Genomic DNA, 24244 nt, shown 5'->3' on the forward strand with positions numbered 1-24244 from the left:
CCGTCAAATACAAGACACGGTTTTCCGCTTTTCTGGGTTGGTTTCCGGCACAAAACATGACATTGGAATTCATATTTATACCGACCCTCGGTCGCCGCCCCCCAGTGAGTGCACCTCCATGTTGAAGCGTTTCTTCGCGTTTTACCGCCCCTATCGCGGCCTGTTCATTCTCGACTTTTCCTGCGCCGTCTTGTCCGGCCTGCTTGAACTCGGCTTCCCGATCGCGGTGAAGCTGTTCGTCGACCAGCTCTTGCCAAGCCAGGAATGGACGCTGATCCTCTTGTCCTCGGCCGGTCTTCTGCTCGTCTATCTGCTCAATACGGGCCTGATGGCGACGGTCACCTATTGGGGCCACATGCTGGGCATCAACATCGAGACGGACATGCGACGGATGGCCTTCGACCATCTGCAGAAGCTCTCCTTCTCGTACTTCGACAATCAGAAGACTGGCCATCTGGTCGGCCGCCTGACGAAGGACCTGGAAGAAATCGGCGAAGTCGCCCACCACGGGCCGGAAGATCTGTTCATCGCGATCATGACCTTCATCGGCGCGCTGTTGCTGATGCTGATGGTGCATTGGCAACTGGCGCTGATCACCGCCGCCGTGGTGCCGCTGACGGCCTGGGTCACCAGCCGTTATGGCGGGCGAATGACCCGCAATTTCCGCAGCCTCTACGGCCGGATCGGCGACTTCAACGCCCGCATCGAGGAGAATGTCGGCGGCATGCGGGTGGTGCAGGCCTTCGCCAACGAGGCGCATGAGCGCAGCCTGTTCGAGACCGACAACCAGAACTACCGCCGTACCAAGCTCGAAGCCTATCGCATCATGGCTGCCAGCACGTCGCTCAGCTACATGAGCATGCGGCTGACGCAGTTGATAGTGATGATCACCGGCTGCTATTTCGTGCTGACGGGCGAACTGACGAACGGCGGCTTCGTCAGCTTCCTGCTTTTGGTCGGCGTGTTCTTCCGACCGGTCGAAAAGATCAATTCGGTCATCGAGACCTATCCCAAGGGCATCGCCGGCTTCAAACGCTTCCTCGAACTGATGGAGACCGAACCCGATATCGAGGACCGGCCGGGTGCTGCCGACGTCGCCGGACTCAAGGGCGACATCACCTATCGCGGCGTCTCGTTCGGCTACAGCGCCGAAAAGCCGATTATCCAGAACATCGACCTCGCGATCCATGCCGGCGAGACCATCGCCTTCGTCGGCCCGTCAGGCGCCGGCAAGACGACCATCTGCTCGCTGCTGCCGCGCTTTTACGAGGTCAGCGAAGGTTCGATCACTGTCGATGGCATCGACATTCGCGACATCACGCTTTCGTCGCTGCGCGGCCAGATCGGCATCGTGCAGCAGGACGTCTTCCTCTTTGCCGGCACGATCCGCGACAACATCGCCTATGGACGGCTCGGGGCCAGCGAAGAGGACATCCTTGATGCCGCGCGGCGCGCCAAGCTCGACGGCATGATCCAGGCCTTGCCGGAGGGCATGGACACCGTGATCGGCGAGCGCGGTGTAAAGCTCTCCGGCGGACAGAAGCAGAGGCTGGCAATCGCCCGCATGTTCCTCAAGAACCCGGCGATCCTCATCCTCGACGAAGCAACCTCGGCGCTCGATACCGAAACGGAAAGGGCGATCCAGCAGTCGCTGGCCGAACTCTCCAAGGGCCGCACCACGCTGATCATCGCGCACCGGCTGGCAACGATCCGCGATGCCGATCGCATCGTCGTCGTCGACGGCAGTGGCATTCGCGAGCAGGGGCCGCATGAAACGCTGCTCGCCGCCAAGGGCGCCTATAGCCGCCTCTATCACGCGCAGGCAGGCGCCGGCTGATACGACCGTGGAGCCGCAGGCATTGCATGCGGAAGGAGGGGGCGATACGAACGATGTAAATTCGCCCCCTGCCCTCCGTCCGATCGATCCTTCAGCGCCATGAACACTCCTGATCTTTCCGTCCTTGAACGCGCCATCGCGGCCTTGCCGCAACACTACCCGGGACCGGGCGGCGTTGCCGGCGTGGTCAGGGATGGGGAGGTCCTCTTCCGACATGCCTGGGGCTATGCCGACCTGGCGGCTCGCAAGCCGATGACGATGGCGACGCGGATCCCGATCTGCTCGGTCACCAAGCAACTGACCTGCGCCGTTCTGCTGGATACGATCGGCCATCCGCAAAAGCTCGACCGCGCACTCGACGCCTATCTCCCCTTGCTTGAAGGCAAGCGCCCGACCGCTGCGCACCTCTGCCACAACCAGTCCGGACTTCGCGACTACTGGGCGTTGACGGTGCTGCAAGGCGCCAGCCACGACGGCATCTTCCGGCGCGAGGATGCCCGACCGCTGCTCTCCAGGGCGCGCTCGACGCATTTCGAGCCCGGCACCCGCTATTCCTATTCCAACGGCAACTTCCGCATTCTCGCCGACCTCATCGAGGAGCATACCGGCCGCTCGATGGCGGAACTCTATCAGCGCTCGGTCTTCGATCCCGCGGCGATGCAGACAGCCGCCCTGACACCGGACACGAGCCTGCCGCCGGACGGTATCGTCGGCTACGAAGGCAACGAGACGACGGGCTATTTCGAGGCGCTCAACCGCATCTACTGGGCAGGCGACGCCGGTGTTTCCGCCTCGCTTGACGACATGCTGGCCTGGGAGCGTTTCATCGACAGGACGCGTGACGACGCGGACGGACTCTACCGCCGCCTCGCTGCCCCGCAGAGCTATGCGGATGGCCGCCCGGCACCGTACGGTTTCGGCCTCGCACACGAGACGATCGGCGATGCGGCCATCAGCGGCCACGGTGGCGCGCTACGCGGTTTCCGCTGCCGCAGGCTCTATGCCCCCGCAGAACGCCTCTCGGTCATGGTGATGTTCAATCACGAAGGCGATGCCCATGCGGCGGCCGTGGCGTTGATGAAGGTCGCTCTCGGCCACACGGATGCCGAGGCCGCATCCGGAAGCTGGGACGCTGAGAACACCGGAAGCTATCTCGATCCGGAAACGGGCCTCGCCCTGGTCACCAGGACTGCCGGACCGTCCCGCGTCGAGCTGCGGTTTGCGACCTCTCCCGAAACGCTCTCCGTCAGCGCCGACGGCAGCGCCCGTTCGGCTGCAGTGACGCTGACACAGCAGGGCGCTTCGATACGCATGGAACGGCCTCGCGAAAATCTGACGGTGAGCGCCGACCGCGTCTCCGGGACAGCCCTTCCCGATATCGCCGGCCGCTATCTTTCGGCTGAGCTCGACGCCCATCTCGATATCGTCTCCACCAATGGCGTCTTCTACGGCGGCTTCGACGGTGTGCTAGGCACCGGCGCGATGCTCGCCATGCGACCGCTGGCCGAAGACGTCTGGCTGCTTCGCTGCAAGCGCTCGATGGACGCACCGGCACCGGGAGACTGGACCGTGCTTGTGCGGCGTGATCCGCAAGGCAACGTGGCCGGCCTCACCATCGGCTGCTGGCTTGCCCGACGGATCGACTACACGAAGATCGGCTGATGCCGCGACCGAGGGCGGCAATGCTAAGCAAAATGCTCGGCAACGGCAGCCACATGACCAGAAACCGGAAGACCACAGCGTGAAGCAAAAGCGACCCACAGCCGCTCGAGATACCGGCCGCCGCCCCGTGGCAGATGCCGGCAAGCGCGTGACGGTTGCCCGTGCGCTTTCAAAGCTCGGCTACTGTTCGCGCACGCAGGCCGAAAAGCTTGTGCTCGAAGGACGCGTCAGCGTCGGTGGGCGCAAGGTCGCGGACCTTTCGCAGTGGGTCGACATCGACAAGGATCGCATCACCGTCGATGGCAAGCCGGTGCTTGCCGAACAGAAGATCTATCTGATGCTGAACAAGCCGCGTGGACTGGTGACCACCCGCCACGACCCGGAAGGCCGGCCAACCGTGTTCGATTGCCTGAGCGATAGCGACACCGCGTTCCTGTCGCCCGTCGGCCGCCTCGACAAGGCAAGCGAGGGCCTTCTGCTTTTCACCAACGACACGGTGCTCGCCCAGCGCCTGCTCGATCCTGAAACGCATCTCGGCAAGGTCTACCACGTGCAGATTGCCGGGCAGATCGGTGACGCTCATCTCGGACAGATGGTTGCCGGCATCGAGGAAGGCGGCGAGATGCTGCATGCCGCCCGCGCCGTTCACCTCCGGGGTGGCGACAAGAACACGTGGATCGAAGTGGAACTCGAGGAGGGCCGCAACCGCCAGATCCGTCGCATGCTCGATGCGCTCGGCTTCGAGGTGCTGCGTCTGCTGCGGGTTTCGATCGGAACGATCGCTCTTGGCGATTTGCCGAAGGGTGGGAGCCGCAGCCTGACCAGCGAGGAAATCGCCTATCTGCGGCAACGCACCGGTCTTTGACTGCGCGACTGGAAGCGGCGCCACATCACCGCGATCTCGGGTGAATACGTTCGGCCTCGGGGCTATACCGAATCCTCATTCAGCGCATCCCTTTCAGACGAGGGTAGTCTCCCGAAGCGGGCCCTCACTGCGCGCATGACCTGTGCGAAGCGCGGTAGTGAACGCAGACTGTCCAGGTCATTGTCGTTTTCCATCCACACCAGCAGCTCCCGACTCATCTTCAGCGCTATGCCCTCGAGCGCTTCCAGAGCCGCTTCCGCGTCGCCGCTGATCGCCCAGGCACAAACCAGGTTTGCCTGCAGCTGGATATTGTCAGGCTCCAGCAGACTGGCCCGCGATGCCCATTCGCTGGCCCTCTCGCGATCACCAAGGAGGGCGAGGATACCGGCACCGTGCCCGATTGCGCCGCTATGATCCGGTTCGGCCGCGACGATGCGCTCGATCCTGGCCAGAGCCCGGCGACAGGCCTCCCGTGCCGCCTGTTCGTCGCCCTTGCCCTGGTAACATTGGATCGCCATGGCCGCGGCGTTGTAGTCCGCTGGCGCCAGCGCTGCGGCCCGCTCGAAGTGGCGAATGGCGTCATCGTAGCGGCGCTGCATGATGAAGGTTCGCCCGGCGGCGAGATTGGTGGCGTAGTCGTCTGGCTCAAGCTGCAGCGCAATGGCGCATTGCCGCTCCGCCTCCCCAAACTGTCCCCGGTATAAAAACTGCAACGCCTTTGCGGCATGAGCGCTGGCGAGGCCGGGGTCGAGTTCGAGAGCGCGATCGATTTCCAGCTCGCCCGTTTCCCCACCACCGATGCTGCGCCCGAGACGATTGAGGGTTTCGCCAAGAAGGGCCCAGGCCCGTGCATTGGCGGGCTCCAGCTCGGTCACGCGGCGGCAGAGCCGGATGATCAGCGGCAGGTGTCTTTCGGATCCTGTGATGTTGTATTCGCGCGCCAGGAGGAAGAGCTTGTACGCCTCCGGATCGGTCGGCGCCTTGCGCTCCAATGCCTGGCGCTCCGCCGGCAGGAGCTGAAGCCGGAGCGCCTCGACGACGGCGCTCGCCAGGTCCGACTGCAGCAACAACACGTCCTTGATGTCTCGGTCGAAGCGCTCGGCCCAGACCGTTGCCTCGTTTGCCCCATCGATCAGCTGCGCCGCCAGGCGGATCCGATCACCGGCCTTGCGCACGCTGCCTTCGAGGATGTAGGCGACGTTCAGTTGCTGCGCGACGACCCGCGCGCGCTGTGCCTTCAAACCGAAAGAGGTCGCCCGCGAGACGACCGAGAGCGCCGAGAGCTTGCTGAGGTCGATGATGATGTCCTCGGTCACGCCCGCGCTGAAATAGTCCTGCTCCGGATCGCCGCTCATATTGGTGAAGGGCAGGACACAGATACCGATCCGTTCGCGCTTTCCTTTCGCCTCTGCCGGCACCCCGGGTTGGACGGCGAAAGCGCGGACGGGACGCTCGATGTTCTTGAGGGACATCGGCCCGAGATCATCGAGTCTGATGTTCAGCTTTCCGGCGACGTGCTCCCGGACCGCTTCGGAGAGGATGATGCCGCCGGGCTCGGCAAGCGTCTGCAGCCGCGCCGCGATATTGACCCCTTCCCCAAAGAGATCACCGTCTTCGACGATCACATCACCCAGGTTCAGCCCCATGCGAAAGCGGAGCAACGGATCGGTCGCCGTGGCCACCCCATGAAGCGCCATCGCGCAGACGGTCGCGTCGACCGCGCTTGCGAACTCGATCAGGGCGCCGTCGCCCATCAGCTTGACGACGCGGCCGTGGTGCTGCGCAAGCGTCGGATCGAATGCCGCAAAGGCCGCCTTGACGCGGGCGAGGGTACCGGCCTCATCGCGCCCCATCAGCTTGCTGTAGCCGGCGATATCGATACAAAGAACAGCGGCCAGTTTGCGCATCCAACCATTCCCATGGGCGAGTGCTCACTGTGAAGGCTCGGCCTCCCCCGGGGGTAGTGCAACACACCCGGACACTGGAAACAAGCGAGGGCATCCGCGCGTCCTTGAACACAAACGGGCACACCGCATCACCGGTGATGGGTGGAAATCCACCCATGCGATTGGCCGCATGTTTCCAAATCCACCCAAATCAAAGCCCGCGCCGGACAAATACGCGCCGTGCCCCCCCTAAGCCGTTGTCTGCGCAAAGTTTGCGTTTGCAAATGGGGCACCCAGAACCGGCGCGGGAGGAAACCTTGCCGGCGGGCCGATGTTTCATCCGGGAGGAAGAGATGAAAACCCTGAATGCCCTGTTCGGCGCTGTTGCCGCCCTGTCGCTTTTCGCCGTTTCCGCCAATGCACAAACCTACCCCGAACGCTCGATCACCATGGTCGTGCCCTTCTCCGCCGGTGGCCCGACGGATACGGTTGCGCGCCTGGTCGCTGAATCCATGTCCAAGGATCTCGGCCAGCAGATCATCGTCGAGAACGTCGGCGGCGCTGGCGGCACGCTTGGCGCCGGCCGCGTCGCACAGGCCGATCCGGATGGCTACACCGTGCTGCTGCACCATATCGGCATGGCAACGAGCGCCACCCTTTATCGCAAGCTCGCCTATGACACGCTGAACTCCTTCGAATATGTCGGCCTCGTCACCGAGGTGCCCATGACCATCGTCGCACGCAAGGACCTTGAGCCGACCGACCTGAAAGGTCTCGTCGACTACGTCAAGGCGAACAAGGACACGGTCACCGTCGCCAATGCCGGTATCGGCGCCGCCTCGCATCTCTGCGGCATGATGTTCATGAGCGCCGTCGAGACGCCACTGACGACCGTACCTTACAAGGGGACTGGTCCCGCGATGACCGATCTTCTCGGTGGCCAGGTCGACATCATGTGCGACCAGACGACCAACACCACGAAGCAGATCCAGGGCGGCACGATCAAGGCCTATGCCGTCACCTCGCCCGAGCGCCTGAAGGTATTCCCGGATCTGCCGACAACCGCCGAAGCCGGTCTGCCTAACCTTCAGGTCGGCATCTGGCACGGCATCTATGCCCCGAAGGGCACGCCGGCCGAAGTCACCGAACGCCTGTCCAAGTCGCTGCAGGTTGCGCTCAAGGATCCGAACGTCGTCGCCCGCTTCGGCGAACTCGGCACGGAGCCCTCGTCGGAAGCCGATGCCACACCGGCCGCGCTGAAGGCGAAGCTTGAAGGCGAAATCGCACGCTGGAAGCCGGTAATCGAAGCAGCCGGCCAATACGCCGACTGATAGACCCGCTCGCCGCGCCGCGCGCCGGTTCACCCGGGAGCGCGGCGTCTCTGACATTGGGACTGCTGTGACGGTGCCCGGAGAGGGATCAAACGCCGTCAACTGCCGTTGACAGCTGTCAACCTGCCGCCCAATGCGCGAACCCGGCATAAAGCCGGCAACGCCAATGCGGGAGGCCGTCAGACACGCCTCGGCCGGCTGCCCCGCCAGAACATATGGGGACACGATGAAATCACTCTCCTTCGACACCACCAATGCGCTCTGCGGCGGGATATTGACAGCGGTCGGGCTGTGCTTCGCCTGGCAGGCTTTCAATCTCGAGCTGGGCACCGCCTTTCGCATGGGCCCTGGCTATTTCCCGCTGGTCCTCTCGCTCATTCTGACGCTGCTCGGCATCGTGATCCTCGTGCAGTCCACCCGTGTCCAGGGCGAGCCCATAGGCCCGATCGCGCTGCGCGGCATGGCCTTCATCCTGCCGGCGCCCGTCTTCTTCGGTCTCACGGTCCGCGGCCTCGGCTTCGTGCCGGCGCTGTTCTTCACGGCGCTGATCGCCTGTTTCGCATCCGGTCGGATGAAGCCGCTCATGGCACTGGCGCTTTCCCTGACGCTCACGGCCTTCTCGGTCGCGGTGTTCAGCTATGGCCTGGGCTTGCCGTTCCAGCTCATTGGCCCTTGGGTCCGGTTCTAGGAGACGCCCGATGGAACTCTTCAGCAATCTCGCCCTCGGTTTTGCGACCGCCGCATCCCCTGCCAACCTGCTCTTCTGCCTGATCGGCGTTCTGCTCGGCACCTTGATTGGCGTGCTTCCAGGCATTGGCGCCACGGCGACCATCGCCATGCTGCTGCCGATCACCTTCCAGCTTGAGCCGGTCTCGTCGCTGATCATGCTGGCCGGCATCTACTACGGCGCCCAGTATGGTGGTTCGACCACCGCGATCCTGATCAACATGCCGGGTGAATCCTCCTCGGCGGTCACTGCAATCGACGGCTACCAGATGGCCCGCAAAGGCCGCGCCGGCGCAGCGCTTGCCATCGCGGCACTCGGCTCATTCTTCGCCGGCACCGTCTCGACCTTCCTAGTTGCCGTCTTCGCGCCACCACTGACCGAGATCGCGCTGAAATTCGGCGCAGCCGAATACTTCTCGCTGATGATCGTCGGCCTCGTTTCCTCGATCGCACTCGCCCATGGCTCGATCACCAAAGCCCTGGCCATGGTAGCACTCGGCCTGCTGCTCGGGCTGGTCGGCACCGATATCTACTCCGGTACGCCGCGCTTCACCCTCGGCATCCGCGAATACGCCGACGGGCTGAACTTCGTGGCGCTTGCGGTCGGCGTCTTCGGCATCGCCGAGATCCTGCGCAACCTCGAAAACGAGCGCACCCGCGAAGTGCTGATGGCGAAGGTCACCGACCTGATGCCGACCCGTGACGACTTCAAGCGCATGTTCGCGCCGATCGTGCGCGGCACCATCATCGGCTCGGCGCTCGGCATCCTGCCGGGTGGCGGTGCGATCCTTGCCGCCTTCGCCTCCTATACGGTGGAGAAGCGGGTCTCTGATCGTCCTGAAGAGTTCGGCCATGGCGCCATCGCTGGCGTCGCTGGGCCGGAAAGCGCCAACAATGCCGGCGCCCAAACCTCGTTCATTCCGCTCCTGACCCTCGGCATACCGGCCAACCCGGTCATGGCTTTGATGATCGGCGCGATGATCATCCAGGGCATCGTACCCGGTCCGAACGTCGCCACCGAGCAGCCGGCGCTCTTCTGGGGCATCATTGCCTCGATGTGGATCGGCAACCTGATGCTGGTGGTCCTGAACCTGCCCCTGATCGGGCTCTGGGTGAAGCTGCTCAAGATCCCCTACTACGTGCTGTTCCCGATCATCATGGCGTTCTGCTCGATCGGCGTCTACAGCGTCAACTCCAACGTCTACGACCTCTATGCCGTCGCCTTCTTCGGCCTCGTCGGCTACCTGCTGTTGAAGCTGCGCTGCGAACCGGCGCCGCTGCTGCTCGGCTTCGTGCTCGGGCCGCTGCTTGAGGAAAACCTTCGCCGGGCCATGATCCTGTCGCGCGGCGACCCGACGACCTTCGTTACAAGGCCTATCAGCGCCATCCTGCTTCTGATTGCGGCCCTGGTGCTCATCGTCGTGTTCCTGCCGAGTGTAAAGGCCAAGCGCCAGGAGGTTTTTGTCGAGGAAGACTGATCCCTGCCAGCCATTTTCTCGACATTATCAATATATATCAATATGTTAATACGCGGCGCATCCACCCGGATGCGCCGCGTTCTCTTAACTGCGGCATTCTGCCCCTGCGCGGTTTGCCACATTGAGGTTTGTCAAGCCGCTCGCCTATCTCTGCCTCAGCGAAGAAAGAGACGAGAGCGAACCCAAGCGATGACACGTCGCACGAAATCGAGATGGGACAAGGCCATGCGCACGCTGTGCGCCATGGCTCTTTTCCTGCTGGGTTTCGCTCACCTTAGCCCGGCTTTTGCCTCCTCTCCGATCCCGGCATCCGACTACGTGCTCTACGCCCTTCCAGACGGATCGCTACCGGACTTCTGTCAAGCCGGCCCTGACGGGGATGGCAACGAAAAGCCGACGCAGAAGCACGTCTGCAGTGCCTGCCGGTTTTTCTGGACGCTGCTAACGCTACCGGACGACACTGTCGGCGAGCGCCTGCAAGGGAGCCTATCGCCAACGGTCGTGGCGATAGCGGTACAGCCGGGGCCGCAGGTTCATTCCCCAAATGCCAGTCCACGAGGACCACCCAAGGCCGTTTCCAGGCTTTGAACCTGCGTTGACAGCTGTCAACGCCCTTCTTCGATGTCGGATGGCAACGAGGCGCCAAGCCTCCACGTATCCGCAATGCGGACATCTCCCATGCCCGAAACTCAATCCGCTGCCGCCCCTATTGTGGCCCCTCCCCTTGCGTTGCCCCGCCTGCAGCGGCTTCCTGCGCGCAGCCGCGTGGTCGGTGAAAACTTCACGCTGCTCTTTGAAGGCGGCCGCAATCGCTCGCTCTTTCGCGTGCTCGACGGCTGTATCGTTCTCTCTCAACTGCTCGACGACGGTCGCCGGCAGATCACCGATGTGCTCGGTCCCGGCCGGCTCTTCGGCTTTACGGTCGATGGACGCAACATCGCCACGGCGGAGACCCTGAGCATTGCCCGTATCGAATCCCTGGGCGATGCCGAGCTTCACGCGACCAATCCGGCGATCGCCAGTGAATTGAAGACGACGCTGCATCGGTTGCAGGCGCATGCCACCTTGCTCGGTCGCAAGACTGCCGCTGAGAAGGTAGCAAGTGCATTGGTCGAGCTATCGCGCCTGTTCAATCACGGCGGCCGGAACGCCGTCCCTGCCCGCTTGAGCTTCCACCTCCATCTCACACGGGCAGATCTTGCCGACTGGCTCGGCCTTACCGTCGAGACCGTCAGCCGCTGTCTCAATCGCTTCAAGCGCGAGGGCCTGATCGATTTCAGCCATCCGAAATCCATGCGCTTGCTCGATCCCGAACGCCTCGAAGCAGCTGCCGGCTTCACGCGGCAGCGATCGGGCAGCGGTGCACGTCCCCAAAACTGACGACCTCCGACAGTCCATCCCCACCCGGACTGCCCCCAGGAAAGGAACCACAATGATTGCAAGACTTGTCTATAACGTGCCGGTGTTCGGCTGGATGCTGAAGGAAGCCATACAGGGATCACAGACGGCAAAGGTGCTGTTTCTGATCAACTGCGCATTGATCTGGCTGCTCGCGATCGTCGCCTTCGGCTACCCGGCGATCATCATCCCGGCGCTGGCTCTCGTTCCAACCGTCTTCGTGCTGCTGATCCTGATCACCATGGGCTGATGGCGAGCATGCCCGTTGGGCATGCCGCCGACGCCTAGAGCACACCCCAGCCGCGGTAGCGTCCGCGGCCGGTCATTTCGCGAATACCAAGTTCGCGCACGAGGTTCAATGCGCCGCGTGGCGTGACGCCGACATGCTGGGCAACCAGCGCGGCAGAAACGATCGGTCGTGATAGAACCAACTCGATCAGCGCCGGCAGGCTGCTGTTGGATCGCCGATCGCGGATACGCATCTCCATCTGCGTCTTTGCCAACGACAGTCGGTCGAGTTCCTTGAGGCCCAAATCCGCCGTTAGCGTCATCGCTTCCAGAAATGCGCTCCATCGCGTCACGGGATCCTGCGAACGCCGTCGCTCATGGCGCACGACCTTCTGGCCGGCATTGAAGGTGAGAAGATGCGAAGTCACCTTACCGCGTGATCTCAGATAGGCGCCAACGAGCAGCGAGCCCAACCAGTGCTGCCGCCGCAGTGGTTCGATCCGCTCCCAGGCGTCGAAGAGAAGCGCAGCACCCAGGCTGGCCGGCAATTGATCTGCCGTCGCCACCACCTGGCGCCATTCGTCGATCCGAGCGTCTTCGTCCCAATCCTCATCAAAGAGCAGGCCCAACTGTCCCATTGGTTCCTGTGCAGTCACCTGGGCCGCACGCTCGGCGACTTCGAGCACATCCTTGTCGTGCGCTTCCAGCAGTTGTTGTGACCGAGCGATCGCCGCATCGATCGCCGCAAACTCGGCAGCCATCGGATTGGCGTCTTCCTCTTCGTCCGCTTCAATCCGGCTTCTATCCACGGCAGAAGACGTCGGCTCCAGTTGTTGTGTCTCGGCAGAGGTACCGCTGGCATTGGCGGGGGCGACCTGCTCTCCCCGAATGGCCGCAAGGCCGTGGGCTGAAAGTGCCCAGTCAGGTTCGCCGAGCCAGATGCGCCGCCGCGCGCGTATGACCGAATGAGCAATCGTCAATTCATGCGTTGGGGCACGGGCATCCATATGGGCATCGTGCAGCACGAGATCCTCGACATGGACGAGTTCACCGGCAACCCAAAGCGCAGCGGCAGCGTCAAAGAAGTGGCCGCGTTCCCGAAAACCATCTTCCACCGCATGGCGGTTTGTTCGTTCGTCCAGTCGCGCCAAGCTATCTTCCGCCGAAATCAGCAGCCGAAGGAGCATCGGATGATAGGGATCGGGAAGCTTGTATCGCATTTCAAACTAAGGATGTTGACGCAGAAACGGAACGTAACACGATATTCGTTTCCGTCACAGATGCAGGATGTCAGACCTATATATCTACATTAATTTGGATAGCGTCTAGCCAGTATGGCGGGTGACGCGTCGCATCGGCCAGGGCATCCAGGCCCCCTTACATCGGCATACGTGGAGTGTATCGTGCGCCTGGTTTGGGCCCGGAGCAAGGCCTCTTGAGGTGAGTGACCCCGTCACTCTCATGTCCCACATGGGTCGATTGTTGACAGCTGTCAACGCTCGCTCTTTGGGCTGCCACTCATGCCTTGGTACCCGTTTCCTGGCGGGCAAGGTGCGCGATCGCAAGATCGGTTTGATCAACTTCCTTGATCGTCTGCGCTGTCAAGGCTGCGTTCTGCCTGCGCCAGCGCTTCTTTCAAACTTCCCCAGAGACCTCGCTCAAATGTACTGAGCTGTTGCGGCATCTTATAGATGCCCGCCCTTGTGCTGTGCATTAGCCCCCGTACCGGATTTGGCCCTTGCAAGCCTGTTCGACGCGAACGAAGGGAATAGCGTCGTGCGCCATACGAGGCGATTGAGCAAAGCGTGCATCTGCTCGACTTGGCGCTCTCCAACAGAGGAGGTGCCACCGCTTCCGATATTGATTGTCCTGGCATGGCCGATGCGAGCACCCTAGCCTTAGTGCGCCTTTCCGGCGCCTCTTTACTGAATTGTGACTGCACCAAGCATCGTCGAAAACTCGCGGCTGGCTTCACGCATCAAACTTCGTGTCGGAAAGTGAGCGACGGATCGATCCAAAATCTCGGCCTCAGATCTGGGAACCGATCTATCGCAGATCTCGTCCGGAAAAATTCCGCTGGCTGATTTGAAGCTTTTCTCATTCCCGCCGGGTCCGAAATCTCTTCGCATCCATAGCCCGCATCTCTCAGTTGCCAACACCGGCGTTCAGAAAAGCAGGAGCCCAAATCCGATATCCTTAGGACCAGAATCGACGTTCGAACTCCATCCCAAGCAGCGCCGCTGCAGCAGACCGATTGTCCTGTTCTGAGCGAAGACTACGCATGCGAGCCGCTACGTTGTAGGGTTGAAGTTAGCTCAATCCGGGAGACGGAAGAAAACTGCCCCTTTCCTTCCGGAAGGGATAAAACATCAATGTTTTCTAGGAGATGGTGATGATTCAAATTGAATCTCTGACCCTAGAATATCGCAGAGATATCAACGAATCCTTGCATATCCAGTCTCCTTCATTTGTCCGCCTTATACAAGACGTCGCTGCCGCAATCGAAGTAGCCGCATTAAAAGCCCATCTCAGTCCCAGCGATATCGGTCGTCATCCTCCATTCATGCAACACCGGAAGCCTGGGCACGTAAGCGTGCCGATAGCATTGCCGAGACCGCGAACGATTGGTTCTTTGCACGACGCGTAAGGTCACGCAGATAGGCGCCGGCTGAATGTATGTGCTCAGCTCGCTCCAGAAGGCAGGCCAGCACTGTCGCGGTTGTTTCCGGCCCCAGTGTAGCGCAGGCGTCGTTGTAGGCGTCTGGGCTGATCCCTAGCATGTTTTTGACGACGGTTGTGGCTGTGATGAGATCGCGCCAGCTGTCGACACGACCGGATGGGCCGTAGTCGCGGATTTGCGGGCAGGCTTTCAAGACCAGCGGCAGCGGTGCTGGAGAGTTTAGGGCAGGGGACGCGGGCTGGTGCCTAAGACGTGCCGGCGGCGACGATGTTTCGATACCTGCAGGCAGATCATCCGCATTCTGATCCATCTCCGCTACACCCGTCGAGGCATTGGGCGAAGATCTCACCCCCGCTCTCTCATCAGCCGGTTCAGATTCAGAAAGATAATCGGATTCTGAATTCTGTATGTGCCGCTCATTTTGGCGTTCATTGGCAGCCGTATTTTGTGTTTTCAGTAGATTTTCCAGACGATTAGTCAATTCGTCCTGTAGCTGGACGAGAACCGGAAGGAGGCGTTCGATCTCAGCGATGGAGGGCTTGCGCGAGAGCGACATATAGGCAGCCTGGCAGCGCGTTTCCGCCTCTTCTGCATAGGCGAGGTCAGATGGGCGCAACAGATCGACCAGCTTGGCAACGTCACGGCGGCAGAGGCTCATGCGTTCCCGCATCATCTGAAGATATCGCCGGTCTGCTTCCAGACGAGCGGCCTCGGCTTCGAACTCGGCTGCGCGAGAGAGCAACGGAGCAAGATCGAACCCGAATGCCTGGCCGATCGCCCCCTTGCGGTCGCGGCGCGCGTAACGCTTACCGTTCGGGCTATCGCGCCGGAGAATGAGGCCAGCCTCGACCAGTGTGGCAAGATGCCGCCGGAGCGTCGTCTCGGCCATGCCGTGGGTTCTCAGAGACAGCTGAGCATTAGACGGAAACACTACGAGGCCGTCCGCTGCCGCAATTTCCGTCTTCGGGTAGAACGACAGCAATGCGTTCAAGACGGCAAGCGAACGATCGGAAACCCCAAGGCTCGACTTGGTGGCGCAAACCGTTCGAAATAATTTCCATTTGTCGACCTTGCCTTCGTCGACGGCCGAAGCGCTGGAAAGTTGGTGTGCCAACATCCCAAGCGACATCGCCCGCCGCCCGAAGGGCGTCGTGACAATCCCACAATCCATTCGCCTTCACCTTTTTCAAGGCAAAAGAAATTCGTTCGCCGAAACGACGTTGAAAACTCTTGACACCGATTCGCGGAAATGGGATTCTCTAGTTGCTACACGAGAGAAGGGTTTCCGCAGCGCTAGTCGTTCGGAAGCCTTTTTCTTTTGCTCTGTTTAGTCTCCTGTTTCCTCTTGATATTCGAGGTACAGAGATTTGAGCCTCTGCCTCACGAAATCTGCGAAACCCGGCGCCTTCTTCCTGTTGAAGGACAGCGTTGTCTCGCCATCCGTTTCGCGGATCCGGACCGGGGTTGTATCGTCGGGCGCTACCCATGCGATGGCTCTGGTGCGCGCCCTGGAGGTGCTCAGGAAGGCGCAAAGCGCATCAAAACGCTGATCGCTTCCCGCCGCCTGGAATTGGTTGTCTTTGACAAAGACGTCGGCAGCTTCGCATTTTCCTGCTTCGGCAAGCAGTTCGGCGAGGTCGAACCAACGGCGACGACCGACCGACGGTGCCGGCCCAATCGCCTCAATCAGTGTGGTCGGTAGCCGACGAACGACGGAAATCATCTTGGAAAGTGCGGCCTTATCGACGCCGAGCGAGGACATGATGATCTCACGGGAAAAACCGCGGTCCTCAAGGCGAGTGGCAAAGAGCGACCGCTCGATGAATGACAGATCCGTTCGGGTGTTGTTTTCCTGCCCCTGGGAGACGACCAACTGTTCATCGCTGAGATCGCGGACAACTGCGCGCACCTTGCCGCCGAGCGAGCGCGCGGCGGCCAATCGGCGATGGCCGTAAGCGACCTGGTAGCGTCCATCGGTTTCCGGATGCGGACGCACGAGGATCGGAACCTGTTGACCGTGCTCGCGTATCTGTTCTGCGAGTGCGGATTGCGCATCTGCCCCGATCTCGAGGCGATCGACGATGAATGAAGCGTCGATGAGTGCGGGATCGAGATCGACGATCGTCAATCCTTCAGCAAGTTGGCGCTCCAGTTCCTGGGCGCGCTCAACTTTCTGAGTGATGTTCGAAAGCGAACGAGTGATGCCGCCGACGGCACTTGCTGGCCGCGCGCCCACACTCAGACCGGCGATTGGCCGGCCTTTGGCCAAGCGTTCCGCTTTCGCGTCGTTGCCGGCGGTGTCGTCCGTAATTCCAATCAGATTCTTGCGGGCCATGGATTACTTCCTCCCCCAAACCTGGCGGATCAGTTCTTCGATCTCGCCATTGACCTGGTTCAGAGAATCCATGGCGCGGTCGTAGGTGCCGCGGACGAATTGCGAGCGCTCGACTTCATAGAGCGTCTGCTTCGTCACGCCGGCATCGGAGATAGCTGTCGACTTCACCATCGCGCTCTGCAGCATGCGATTGCCGAAAATGGCACGCATGAAGCCGGTCATCTGGCTCTGCGGACCGTCATTCGGCTCGAATCGCGTGCCGAGATAGCGCATCCAGTCGTAGCTTGTGCGGCCTCCGGCTTTCTCGACGACACTCATCAATTCGCTCGTCATCGACAGGAACTGCGACATCGACATGACGTCGAGCATTTGCGGATGCACGGTGATGAGAACGGACGTTGCGGCGCAGAGCGCCGACATGGTGAGAAAGCCGAGCTGCGGCGGGCAGTCGATGACGACGATATCGTAGAAACTCTCGATTTCCGCCAAAACGTCGCCAATGCGTGCGAAAAACAGGGTCTCGGCGGCACCACCCATCATCATCGCCTTCGGGGTCTCGTGCTCGAATTCCATGAGCTCGAGATTGCCGGGGATGAGGTGAAGGTTCGCCGTGTAGGTCGAACGGACGATGTCGGCGATCGGCCGCGGCTCGTCGTAACGGATCGCGCCGTAAAGCGTTTCGCCTTCGCCAACGTCCAGTTCCGGCTGATGGCCGAAGAGGGCAGAGAGCGAAGCCTGTGGATCAAGGTCGATCGCCAGGGTGCGATAGCCGCGAAGGGCCAGATATTGGGCAAGGTGAGCGGATGTCGTCGTCTTCGCCGATCCACCCTTGAAATTCATGACCGATATGACCTGAAGCTTCTCGTCGCCGCGACGGTGCGGGATGTATTTCCCGGATTTGCCGCCGTCGTCGAGAACGCGACGGATGCGCTCAATATCTTCGACCGCATACATCCGCCGACCGTTTGACAAGGGCGCCGGGCCGTGGCCCTCTGAAGCCACCTGCCTCAGATAGCCTTCACCGATTCCAATGAAGGCGGCGGCCTCGGCAGGGCTGAAGAGGCGCATTGCCTTTTGGGCCTGTGGAGGAAAGATCTTTTTTTGATGCTGCTGCAACTGATGTGCCAGTTCCAAAGCATCGGCAGCCAGAAGCGTCGGCAGATGCTCCTGTTCGTCGTGACCTTGAATTTTCTGTTGCAACATTGGGTTCCCCGAAAACTGCGCAAATATCGTCATATCGGAACAATATGCGCAGATGCACTATGCTCCGATTCGGTTCGGATTTACAAACGCATAGCGATTTATACCCAGGGGCCTGTTTTGGCGGCTAATGAGCTGGTTTTGGCACCCGGTTGTCCGCGGACAACTGCGTGATCGCGGCAAGCGTCGGTGGCGTTCGCTGCCGTCTTCGCAGGCGATAAAAGAAGCTCTAAAAGAGTATAGAATTTATAGACTATTGACAGGCGGGCTGATTGTGTCACGATTGTGTTCATCAGAGGCGTGACGCGAGAAGGTCCGATATGTTCTATCTAGGTGGAATGACCCTTGGTTATCTGGCGCCGCCGCCGCCGAAGGCGACGCGGCAATCGAGAGTGGAGATTGCGCCGGCGGTTCCGGTTGAGAAAGCCGACTGTGAAGAGTCTGATCGCAATCAGGAGTGGGCGCGAGCATTCCTGACGCCTTGGCATCTCCTCTATTGATCATCTGGTGAGTGAATTGCGGACGTTGACAGCTGTCAACATCGAGCGAAGTGTCCGCGGCCATGGTGGAAAAGCGCGAAACAGCGAGAGAAGGGCTGTTTCGCCGCCGCGAAATGATTAAGTTCGGTGTCATGGACACCAAGCAAGACCGAACCGGTTCGAACGATCATCCTGACGGTGCTGTCGACAATCAAGGGCAGCCCTTATCCTTGCATCAGCGGATACTCGGGGACGTGGAGGGGCGCATCCTCTCCGGAGAATGGCCGCCGGGCCACCGAATTCCATTCGAACACGAACTGACGGAACAATACGGCTGCTCACGGATGACCGTGAACAAGGCGCTGACCGAACTGGTCAAGCGCGGATTGATCGAGCGCAGACGCAAGTCGGGCAGCTATGTCACCTTTCCGCAGGTTCAGTCGGCGGTCATGGAAATCCACGACGTCAAGCTCGAAGTCCAATCTCTGGGGCTCGACTACAGTTTTCGTCTGGACGAGCGAAAGCTTCGCAGTGTGGAGACCCGCGACGTCGAACGGCTGGATCTTCCGACATCGGCGAGGCTGCTCGATGTTACGTGTCGGCATTTTGCCGGCGGGCGTCCGTTTTGTTTCGAGGAACGCCTGATCAGCCTGGCGGCGGTGCCGGAGGCGGAGGCGGAACTGTTTGAAACTGCGGCGCCTGGTTCGTGGCTGCTCGGCAAGGTGCCGTGGAGTACGGCGGAACACCGCATTCGGGCGGTTGCGGCGAACAAACTGGCGGCCCAGGCGCTCGACATTTCGACCGGCACCGCCTGCCTGGTCATCGAGCGCCGCACTTGGAGCGGCCGTGCGCCGGTGACGCATGTCCGGCTGACCTATCCCGGCGATCGCCACGAACTCGTTGCCCAGTTCGCGCCGAGCCCGATCGGGTAGCCGGCTAACACATTTTTCTATTTCGGGTCCGACAGTTGTCCGCGGACAACGGGCTACTCTCCAACGACGCGCAAGACAGGGGCCGGGCCGTTGCCGGAAAAGGCAAAGACCTCGATCGGCTCGCCTATCCCTCTGACGGGATAGGAGCCGAGATGCTCCATGCTGGATGCGCATCCGGCCATCTCCACGAAGGCCCGCGACAGAAGCACCGGTCGTTTCGTTTCCTTGGTCAGGCTCTCAAGCCGGGAGGCGATATTGACCGCGGGGCCGATCACCGTGAAGTCCAGCCGGCGGCGTGAGCCGATATTGCCGTACATCACGTCACCAACATGGACTCCGATCCCGTAACCAAAGGGCTCGCGGCCCTTTTCGAGGTTGTCCTTGTTGAGAAGAGCGATTGCCGCTTCCGCCTCGCGGATCGCCTGCAGCAGGTTTTCGGCGGCATTCGGGTTGCTGAGCGGAAAGATCGCCAGCAGGCCATCGCCCATGAATTTGAGGATCTCGCCGCCATGCCGCTCGATCGGTTCCGACATCGCGTCGAAATAGGCATTGAGCAGATCGATCACGTCGTCGCGCGGCCAAAGATCCGAGAGCTTGGTGAAGTTTCGCAGGTCGCAGATCAGAATAGCTGCGCCGACGGTAACGCCGCTGCCACGTGTCGTGGCGCCGGCAAGAATCTGTTCGCTGGCATGTGGGCCGACATAGGTTTCGAGCAGCGTCCGCACGAACCGGTTTTTCAACCGGATTTCGCTGACGAGGGCCAAAGCGGGTAGAAGATCCAAGAGAAAGGCGACGTGCTCTTCCTCGAATCCGCCCTTTCGGTCGGTGGCGAAGGTGACGACATGGCGTTTGCCAAGCGTGTGTTCGAGCGGCCAGGCTATGTATTCGGTCAGGCCTTCGGCCTTCAGGTCGACATAGAGCGAGTTTTGGGAATGCTCGTCCGTCAGGGCCTCCAGGTTCGTGCGAACCTCCGCGCCGCCATTGTTGATTACATAGAGCGGGCTATTGAGGTAGAGCGCGGTGTTCTGGGTGCCATAGTCGTAGAGGTCGATTTCACCCTCGGCCAAACCCTTGCGCCAGAGGATACGGGCGCCGAGCCACTGCGGATGATTGATCCGGAAATGCAACGTCGCACGCGCAACCGGGACGCCGGCTGCCTGCAGCCGCTCGCACATTTCAACGAGGATGTTGTCGATGAACCGCTCGTTACGCGTTTCGATGATCAGCCAGTCGAGCACGCTCCGGCGTCGAGCCGGCCAGTGTCCTTCCTCAAGCGAAGGCGAGGGGGCTTGCGAAGACATCTGCATTTGCAATTCTCCATTCTGGTCGAACTCTCAGCCGTTCTTCCGGCGAACGTTCGCGATGTGTCGTTGCAAATGTGGAGCATCAGCGGCGCCTTGATAAGGGGGAAGCCGAAAGCTTTTGAGAAAACGGTCAGGTGGCAGGTTAAACGGATGCCGGTACCGATTGCTGCGCCGAGCGTCCGCCGTCAAGAAGTGGCAATTGCAACCGAACACGAGCACCCCGCCACGGGCCGGCAAGGATGTCGATCCGACCGCCGTGCAGGCGGGCGATCTCCCGTGCCAGGTTGAGCCCTAGACCGGCGCCGGTAGAGCGTGGACGCAAGCGATAGAAAGGCTCGAAAACGCGCTCGCGCTCCTCTGCAGGAATTCCGGGGCCTTCGTCCTGGATTTCGAGGCCGCGCTCGGCATTGACCAGCACGGTGATCGTGCCGGTGCCGCCGCCATGCTCGATGGCATTGCGCAGGAGATTGGCGACGGCCTGCTCGATCTGGCGTGGCCGCGCGTTGACGGGCACGTTCGGCACCGCGGTTTCGAAAGCAAGCTCGTAGCCGGCCTCGAACGCCAGCGGCGCAAAGTCAGCAGCGATGGTTCTTGCCATCGCAACGAGATCCACCACCTCTAGGGCGCCACCGGCGTGCTCGAGCACCTGCCGGTCGAGGAGTTGTTGGGCGAGATGCGAAAGACGCTCGATATCCAGCCTCAAACGCGCACTTTCAGGGGCTTCCTGCAGAAGTTCGGCACGGGTTCTGAGGATCGCGATCGGGGTACGCAACTCGTGTGCAGCGTCGGTGAGAAATCGGTTGCGCTGGTCATACCCCTCGCCTAGCCGCGCCAGCGCCTTGTTGAAGGCCTGCACTAAAGGTGCGATCTCGGTCGGTACCTTTTCGGTTTCGAGTTGAACCGCGCGATTGTCGATGTCGATGCGGCCGGCCTGGTCGGCCGTCGAGATGAGGCTCGCCAGGGAGCGCCGAACGACGGCCGGCGCCGTGACCAGCGTGGTTACGCCCATGACCAGAATGATCGGCAGCAGAAAGCAGAGGATGAGCAGCGCGATCATCGGCACCACCTCGGTCCATGCCGTCTTGCCGTCGAGGTCGCGCGCGACGTCGATGTTGATGCCGATCTGTACATCCAGCGGGCCATCGTCACGACGCGACGAAACGGTCGAGGTGATGATCTGAACCCGGCCGGCATCGGTGTCGACGTTCCGCAGGATGGCGTCCGGTAGTTTGCCACCGTCGTCGAACAGCAGTGAGGCTCCCTCTACGCGCTGGAGCAGATCGCCGCCTTTTTCCAAATAGGGGGCGGGAACATCTCCCTCTTGCAGGACCTGGCCTGCCATATCTCGGATGACGAACCACAGGTTGGGATAGGATTGCCGAAGATCGCCCAACTCTTCGGTTTTCCGCACCATCAGGGTGCCGTCCGCATCGCGCCCGACCGCACGGTAGAGAATATCCAAAGCTGCTTCGTTTTCGACGACGAGGCGCGGTTGGGCAATGAAGAGCGCAACGAAAAGCAGGCCGATGAAGACAAACAGGGTTGCCGCCTGAAGCAGGATGAGGCGGCGCACGAGCACCCATTGTAGCGAGCGGGGCCGAGCTTTCGTCATGTCGTAGCGCGCAGGAGATAGCCGAGGTTGCGGATGGCTCTGATCTCGACGCCGGCACCGACGTCATCGAGCTTGCGGCGCAGGCGCGACAGATGCGAGTCGAGCGCATTGGACTCGATCTCGTCGTCCATGGCGTAGACCGATTCCTCTAAAGTCGCCCTGAGCACGGTTCGGCCGGGGCGACGCATCAAGGCTTCGAGCGCAAGGCGTTCTCTGCGCAGGAGATCGAGCGGCTTGTCATCCACTGCGGCTTCACGGTGGTGGAAGTCGTAGATAAGCCTTCCGACCTTGGTCTGCTCGGCTTTCAATGAGACCGGGCGGCGGGCGAGCGCCCGCAGCCGGGCCATCAGCTCTTCGACGGCAAACGGCTTGGACAGATAGTCGTCGGCACCGGCATCGAGCCCGGCGACCCGGTCGTTGATCGACCCCAAGGCCGTCAGCATCAATATCGGTGCCCCGACCCCGAGACTGCGCAGTTTCGGTATGAGGTCAAGGCCCTCGCCATCCGGGACGCGGCGATCGAGCACGACGACGTCATAGGGCCAGAGTTCCGCGACGGCCTCGGCATCGGCCAGCGTCGAGACGTGGTCGACGATTACCTGGCGCCGCTCCAGCGCCGCCTTCAGGGCCGAGGCCATCTCCGGCTCGTCTTCCAGCAGCAGAATGCGCATGCCAGTTCTCCCGATCGCTCGTATCTTTGAGCGGAATATATATATGAATTCAAACGGTTATGATAATTTCCATCCGCCCCGTGAGAGAGGCGGCAGCCATCATTCACATTCCAGCTTCGGCTGACGGAAGTTGGTGATGTACCAGCGGCCTTGCTGCATCCGGGCATAGAAGGTGTAGAAGCACTCCTGTTCCTCGACATAGCCCGGCGTCGTGTACTCCTCGTAGCGCATTCCGCGCCGAGTGTCTCTGATTTCACCGCTCGACGTGCCGGAGACGACATTCGTAGAGATCTTGCGCCATTGGTAGGCCCGCTCGTTCCAACTGAGATCAAGAATGTTGGTGGGCGGACCGTAATCGATGATGACGGATTCGACCGGTTGGCCGATATAGGTTTTCATCGCGTCGGAAGCGCAACCGGTCAGAAAAATGGTGGCGGCGACGAGGCATGCGAGGGCGCGGCGCCCCTTGCTGAAGAACATGACGGATCCCGGTTTTCCGCGGCCCCGAGCGTCCTTGCGGAAGCGCAAAAGCCTGCAGTCGTTCAATGAGCTGCCGCTCCTCATGATCGATCGTGAGACCAGAGTGGTGCAGCGAGATACCGGTTGCTAAGGCTGCAAGATTACAGGGACATTGCGAGGGCGCGGCGCTGACCGCCGGACGCGAATTCACAGACGGATCAGGACAATAAAGGCATCTGCATTGGACGAAGATTTGCAGAACGACCACGACAAGCGTGGCTCATACAAAACGATCCTGAGAGTTCTGTGTTACGCTTTCGTCGAAATTCGAGCGACTGATAACCTGTTGAAGGCCCAGTTCCTTGCGGACGTCTTTCACAACGCCGCGGCCGGTATCGCCGTTGGGAGCACCGCCGACGCTATCGAAGCGGAAGTCTACAGCAGAGCGGACAGGCTCCTGCAGGCCCCAAATCGAGGCAATATTTGAATCCGTCAGGAAAAACGCTGCGCGATCGAAGTTGTGAGCGGCGGGGCCCGAAAACGATGCGTCGTGATCCTCAGGCGATCAGCCGTCAGGCAGCGCGGTTCGCTTTGTTCCGCGACGCACCTTCTTTGGCATCGGCCGCATAGACCAGACCTGGCAATACGATCCATTCGCCGGCGCGGAGCGCCAGCACGTCAAATCCGCCGCCAGGCAGGCGCGGTGCTACGCCGACGAAACGGTAGCGCAGGCCGTCGCGGTCGGACACAGACTCGCGGATGGGTCGGCCGGCGAGATATCCGATGACAGCCCCTTCGAATTCGATATCCGCCAGCATGAAATATTCGGTCGGCAGGCGGCGGCTCGCTTTGGCGGTGAGTTTGAACCCGTTCCTGAATTTCATTGTCTCGCTCGTTATAAGACGTTTCCGGAACCGGGGAGGGCCGGTACCGAGGCTTCTATGCCGTTGCTTGGTCGTTGCCTGCAGACGCATCACGGATCGTCGTCCACCGGCCGCAGTCAGATCGCGCTCTGTGATGCTGGTGCGTGCCGCAGTTGGGCGATGTTCCCGGCGGCACGGCGCGTCTCAAGCCATCGAAAAACGGCGCTAAGAAGGCGGAGCCATCGGGGACCAATGCGGCATTTGCGCCGGTTGCTGTTAGCGCGAACCAAGATAGGAA

19 protein-coding genes are annotated in these 24244 nt (G+C 61.2%); 9 read left to right on the forward strand and 10 right to left on the reverse strand.

Annotated features, from left to right (window positions below):
• Positions 1–118 precede the first annotated feature (118 nt).
• The 3 genes from LAC81_RS24245 (at position 119) to LAC81_RS24255 (ending at position 4364) form a co-directional block, all read left to right on the forward strand.
• Positions 119–1837 (forward strand): ABC transporter ATP-binding protein, encoded by a 1719-nt coding sequence (locus tag LAC81_RS24245; RefSeq protein WP_223729702.1) that lies wholly within the window; start codon positions 119–121, stop codon positions 1835–1837.
• 99 nt (positions 1838–1936) lie between these two features.
• On the forward strand, positions 1937–3499 hold the full coding sequence (locus LAC81_RS24250) for a D-aminopeptidase (RefSeq protein WP_223729703.1): 1563 nt from the start codon (positions 1937–1939) through the stop codon (positions 3497–3499).
• 79 nt (positions 3500–3578) lie between these two features.
• Positions 3579–4364: a pseudouridine synthase gene (locus tag LAC81_RS24255; RefSeq protein WP_223729704.1), complete on the forward strand. Its 786-nt coding sequence runs from the start codon at positions 3579–3581 to the stop codon at positions 4362–4364.
• Positions 4365–4426: 62 nt separating this feature from the next.
• Here LAC81_RS24255 and LAC81_RS24260 read toward each other — a convergent pair whose 3' ends face one another.
• Complete coding sequence (locus LAC81_RS24260; protein ID WP_223729705.1) at positions 4427–6271, reverse strand: TPR end-of-group domain-containing protein; 1845 nt, start codon at positions 6269–6271, stop codon at positions 4427–4429.
• Between the two features lie 332 nt (positions 6272–6603).
• Here LAC81_RS24260 and LAC81_RS24265 point away from each other — a divergent pair, with 332 nt between their 5' ends.
• From LAC81_RS24265 to LAC81_RS24285, 5 genes are all read left to right on the forward strand, one after another.
• Positions 6604–7581 (forward strand): tripartite tricarboxylate transporter substrate-binding protein, encoded by a 978-nt coding sequence (locus LAC81_RS24265; RefSeq protein WP_223729706.1) that lies wholly within the window; start codon positions 6604–6606, stop codon positions 7579–7581.
• A 226-nt stretch (positions 7582–7807) separates the two neighbouring features.
• Complete coding sequence (locus LAC81_RS24270) at positions 7808–8269, forward strand: tripartite tricarboxylate transporter TctB family protein (RefSeq protein WP_223729707.1); 462 nt, start codon at positions 7808–7810, stop codon at positions 8267–8269.
• A 10-nt stretch (positions 8270–8279) separates the two neighbouring features.
• Entirely contained in the window at positions 8280–9785 is a 1506-nt protein-coding gene (locus tag LAC81_RS24275) for a tripartite tricarboxylate transporter permease (RefSeq protein ID WP_223729708.1), read from the forward strand.
• A 678-nt stretch (positions 9786–10463) separates the two neighbouring features.
• Positions 10464–11165: a Crp/Fnr family transcriptional regulator gene (locus LAC81_RS24280; protein WP_223729709.1), complete on the forward strand. Its 702-nt coding sequence runs from the start codon at positions 10464–10466 to the stop codon at positions 11163–11165.
• A 52-nt stretch (positions 11166–11217) separates the two neighbouring features.
• Positions 11218–11433 carry a hypothetical protein gene (locus tag LAC81_RS24285; RefSeq protein WP_113539508.1) on the forward strand — a complete coding sequence of 72 codons (216 nt, stop codon included), beginning with the start codon at positions 11218–11220 and terminating at the stop codon, positions 11431–11433.
• Between the two features lie 34 nt (positions 11434–11467).
• Here LAC81_RS24285 and LAC81_RS24290 read toward each other — a convergent pair whose 3' ends face one another.
• The 4 genes from LAC81_RS24290 to repA all read right to left on the reverse strand — a co-directional run bounded on the left by LAC81_RS24290 (position 11468) and on the right by repA (position 17626).
• A complete protein-coding gene (locus tag LAC81_RS24290; RefSeq protein WP_223729710.1) occupies positions 11468–12631 on the reverse strand; it encodes an RHE_PE00001 family protein in 1164 nt (387 codons plus the stop codon).
• A gap of 1341 nt (positions 12632–13972) precedes the next feature.
• Positions 13973–15262 carry a plasmid replication protein RepC gene (gene repC, locus LAC81_RS24295; protein WP_223729711.1) on the reverse strand — a complete coding sequence of 430 codons (1290 nt, stop codon included), beginning with the start codon at positions 15260–15262 and terminating at the stop codon, positions 13973–13975.
• A 156-nt stretch (positions 15263–15418) separates the two neighbouring features.
• Positions 15419–16426 carry a plasmid partitioning protein RepB gene (gene repB / locus LAC81_RS24300; RefSeq protein ID WP_223729712.1) on the reverse strand — a complete coding sequence of 336 codons (1008 nt, stop codon included), beginning with the start codon at positions 16424–16426 and terminating at the stop codon, positions 15419–15421.
• A gap of 3 nt (positions 16427–16429) precedes the next feature.
• Positions 16430–17626 (reverse strand): plasmid partitioning protein RepA, encoded by a 1197-nt coding sequence (gene repA / locus LAC81_RS24305; RefSeq protein ID WP_419195889.1) that lies wholly within the window; start codon positions 17624–17626, stop codon positions 16430–16432.
• Positions 17627–18257: 631 nt separating this feature from the next.
• Here repA and hutC point away from each other — a divergent pair.
• Positions 18258–19037, forward strand: a complete 780-nt coding sequence (hutC, locus tag LAC81_RS24310) for a histidine utilization repressor (protein WP_223729714.1) — start codon at positions 18258–18260, stop codon at positions 19035–19037.
• Positions 19038–19090: 53 nt separating this feature from the next.
• Here the strand turns inward: hutC and LAC81_RS24315 are convergent, their stop codons facing one another.
• The 5 genes from LAC81_RS24315 to LAC81_RS24335 all read right to left on the reverse strand — a co-directional run bounded on the left by LAC81_RS24315 (position 19091) and on the right by LAC81_RS24335 (position 24060).
• Positions 19091–20344, reverse strand: coding sequence for an adenylate/guanylate cyclase domain-containing protein (locus LAC81_RS24315; RefSeq protein ID WP_223729715.1), 1254 nt, complete (start codon positions 20342–20344; stop codon positions 19091–19093).
• A gap of 139 nt (positions 20345–20483) precedes the next feature.
• Positions 20484–21953, reverse strand: a complete 1470-nt coding sequence (locus tag LAC81_RS24320; RefSeq protein ID WP_223729716.1) for a sensor histidine kinase — start codon at positions 21951–21953, stop codon at positions 20484–20486.
• Positions 21950–22624, reverse strand: coding sequence for a response regulator transcription factor (locus LAC81_RS24325; RefSeq protein ID WP_223729717.1), 675 nt, complete (start codon positions 22622–22624; stop codon positions 21950–21952). The genes LAC81_RS24320 and LAC81_RS24325 overlap by 4 nt, the downstream gene beginning before the upstream one ends.
• A gap of 99 nt (positions 22625–22723) precedes the next feature.
• A complete protein-coding gene (locus LAC81_RS24330) occupies positions 22724–23104 on the reverse strand; it encodes a hypothetical protein (RefSeq protein WP_223729718.1) in 381 nt (126 codons plus the stop codon).
• 551 nt (positions 23105–23655) lie between these two features.
• Positions 23656–24060 (reverse strand): hypothetical protein, encoded by a 405-nt coding sequence (locus tag LAC81_RS24335; RefSeq protein WP_419195874.1) that lies wholly within the window; start codon positions 24058–24060, stop codon positions 23656–23658.
• Between the last annotated feature and the right edge of the window lie 184 nt (positions 24061–24244).

This window comes from Ensifer adhaerens, from assembly GCF_020035535.1.
Taxonomy (GTDB): Bacteria; Pseudomonadota; Alphaproteobacteria; order Rhizobiales; family Rhizobiaceae; genus Ensifer.

Coding starts and splice junctions, on each gene's coding strand:
- LAC81_RS24245 (WP_223729702.1), top strand. CDS start 119: ATGTTGAAGCGTTTCTTCGCGTTTTACCGCCCCTATCGCGGCCTGTTC.
- LAC81_RS24250 (WP_223729703.1), top strand. CDS start 1,937: ATGAACACTCCTGATCTTTCCGTCCTTGAACGCGCCATCGCGGCCTTG.
- LAC81_RS24260 (WP_223729705.1), bottom strand. CDS start 6,271: ATGCGCAAACTGGCCGCTGTTCTTTGTATCGATATCGCCGGCTACAGC.
- LAC81_RS24265 (WP_223729706.1), top strand. CDS start 6,604: ATGAAAACCCTGAATGCCCTGTTCGGCGCTGTTGCCGCCCTGTCGCTT.
- LAC81_RS24270 (WP_223729707.1), top strand. CDS start 7,808: ATGAAATCACTCTCCTTCGACACCACCAATGCGCTCTGCGGCGGGATA.
- LAC81_RS24275 (WP_223729708.1), top strand. CDS start 8,280: ATGGAACTCTTCAGCAATCTCGCCCTCGGTTTTGCGACCGCCGCATCC.
- LAC81_RS24280 (WP_223729709.1), top strand. CDS start 10,464: ATGCCCGAAACTCAATCCGCTGCCGCCCCTATTGTGGCCCCTCCCCTT.
- LAC81_RS24285 (WP_113539508.1), top strand. CDS start 11,218: ATGATTGCAAGACTTGTCTATAACGTGCCGGTGTTCGGCTGGATGCTG.
- LAC81_RS24290 (WP_223729710.1), bottom strand. CDS start 12,631: ATGCGATACAAGCTTCCCGATCCCTATCATCCGATGCTCCTTCGGCTG.
- repC (WP_223729711.1), bottom strand. CDS start 15,262: ATGGATTGTGGGATTGTCACGACGCCCTTCGGGCGGCGGGCGATGTCG.
- repB (WP_223729712.1), bottom strand. CDS start 16,426: ATGGCCCGCAAGAATCTGATTGGAATTACGGACGACACCGCCGGCAAC.
- hutC (WP_223729714.1), top strand. CDS start 18,258: ATGGACACCAAGCAAGACCGAACCGGTTCGAACGATCATCCTGACGGT.
- LAC81_RS24315 (WP_223729715.1), bottom strand. CDS start 20,344: ATGCAGATGTCTTCGCAAGCCCCCTCGCCTTCGCTTGAGGAAGGACAC.
- LAC81_RS24320 (WP_223729716.1), bottom strand. CDS start 21,953: ATGACGAAAGCTCGGCCCCGCTCGCTACAATGGGTGCTCGTGCGCCGC.
- LAC81_RS24325 (WP_223729717.1), bottom strand. CDS start 22,624: ATGCGCATTCTGCTGCTGGAAGACGAGCCGGAGATGGCCTCGGCCCTG.
- LAC81_RS24330 (WP_223729718.1), bottom strand. CDS start 23,104: ATGTTCTTCAGCAAGGGGCGCCGCGCCCTCGCATGCCTCGTCGCCGCC.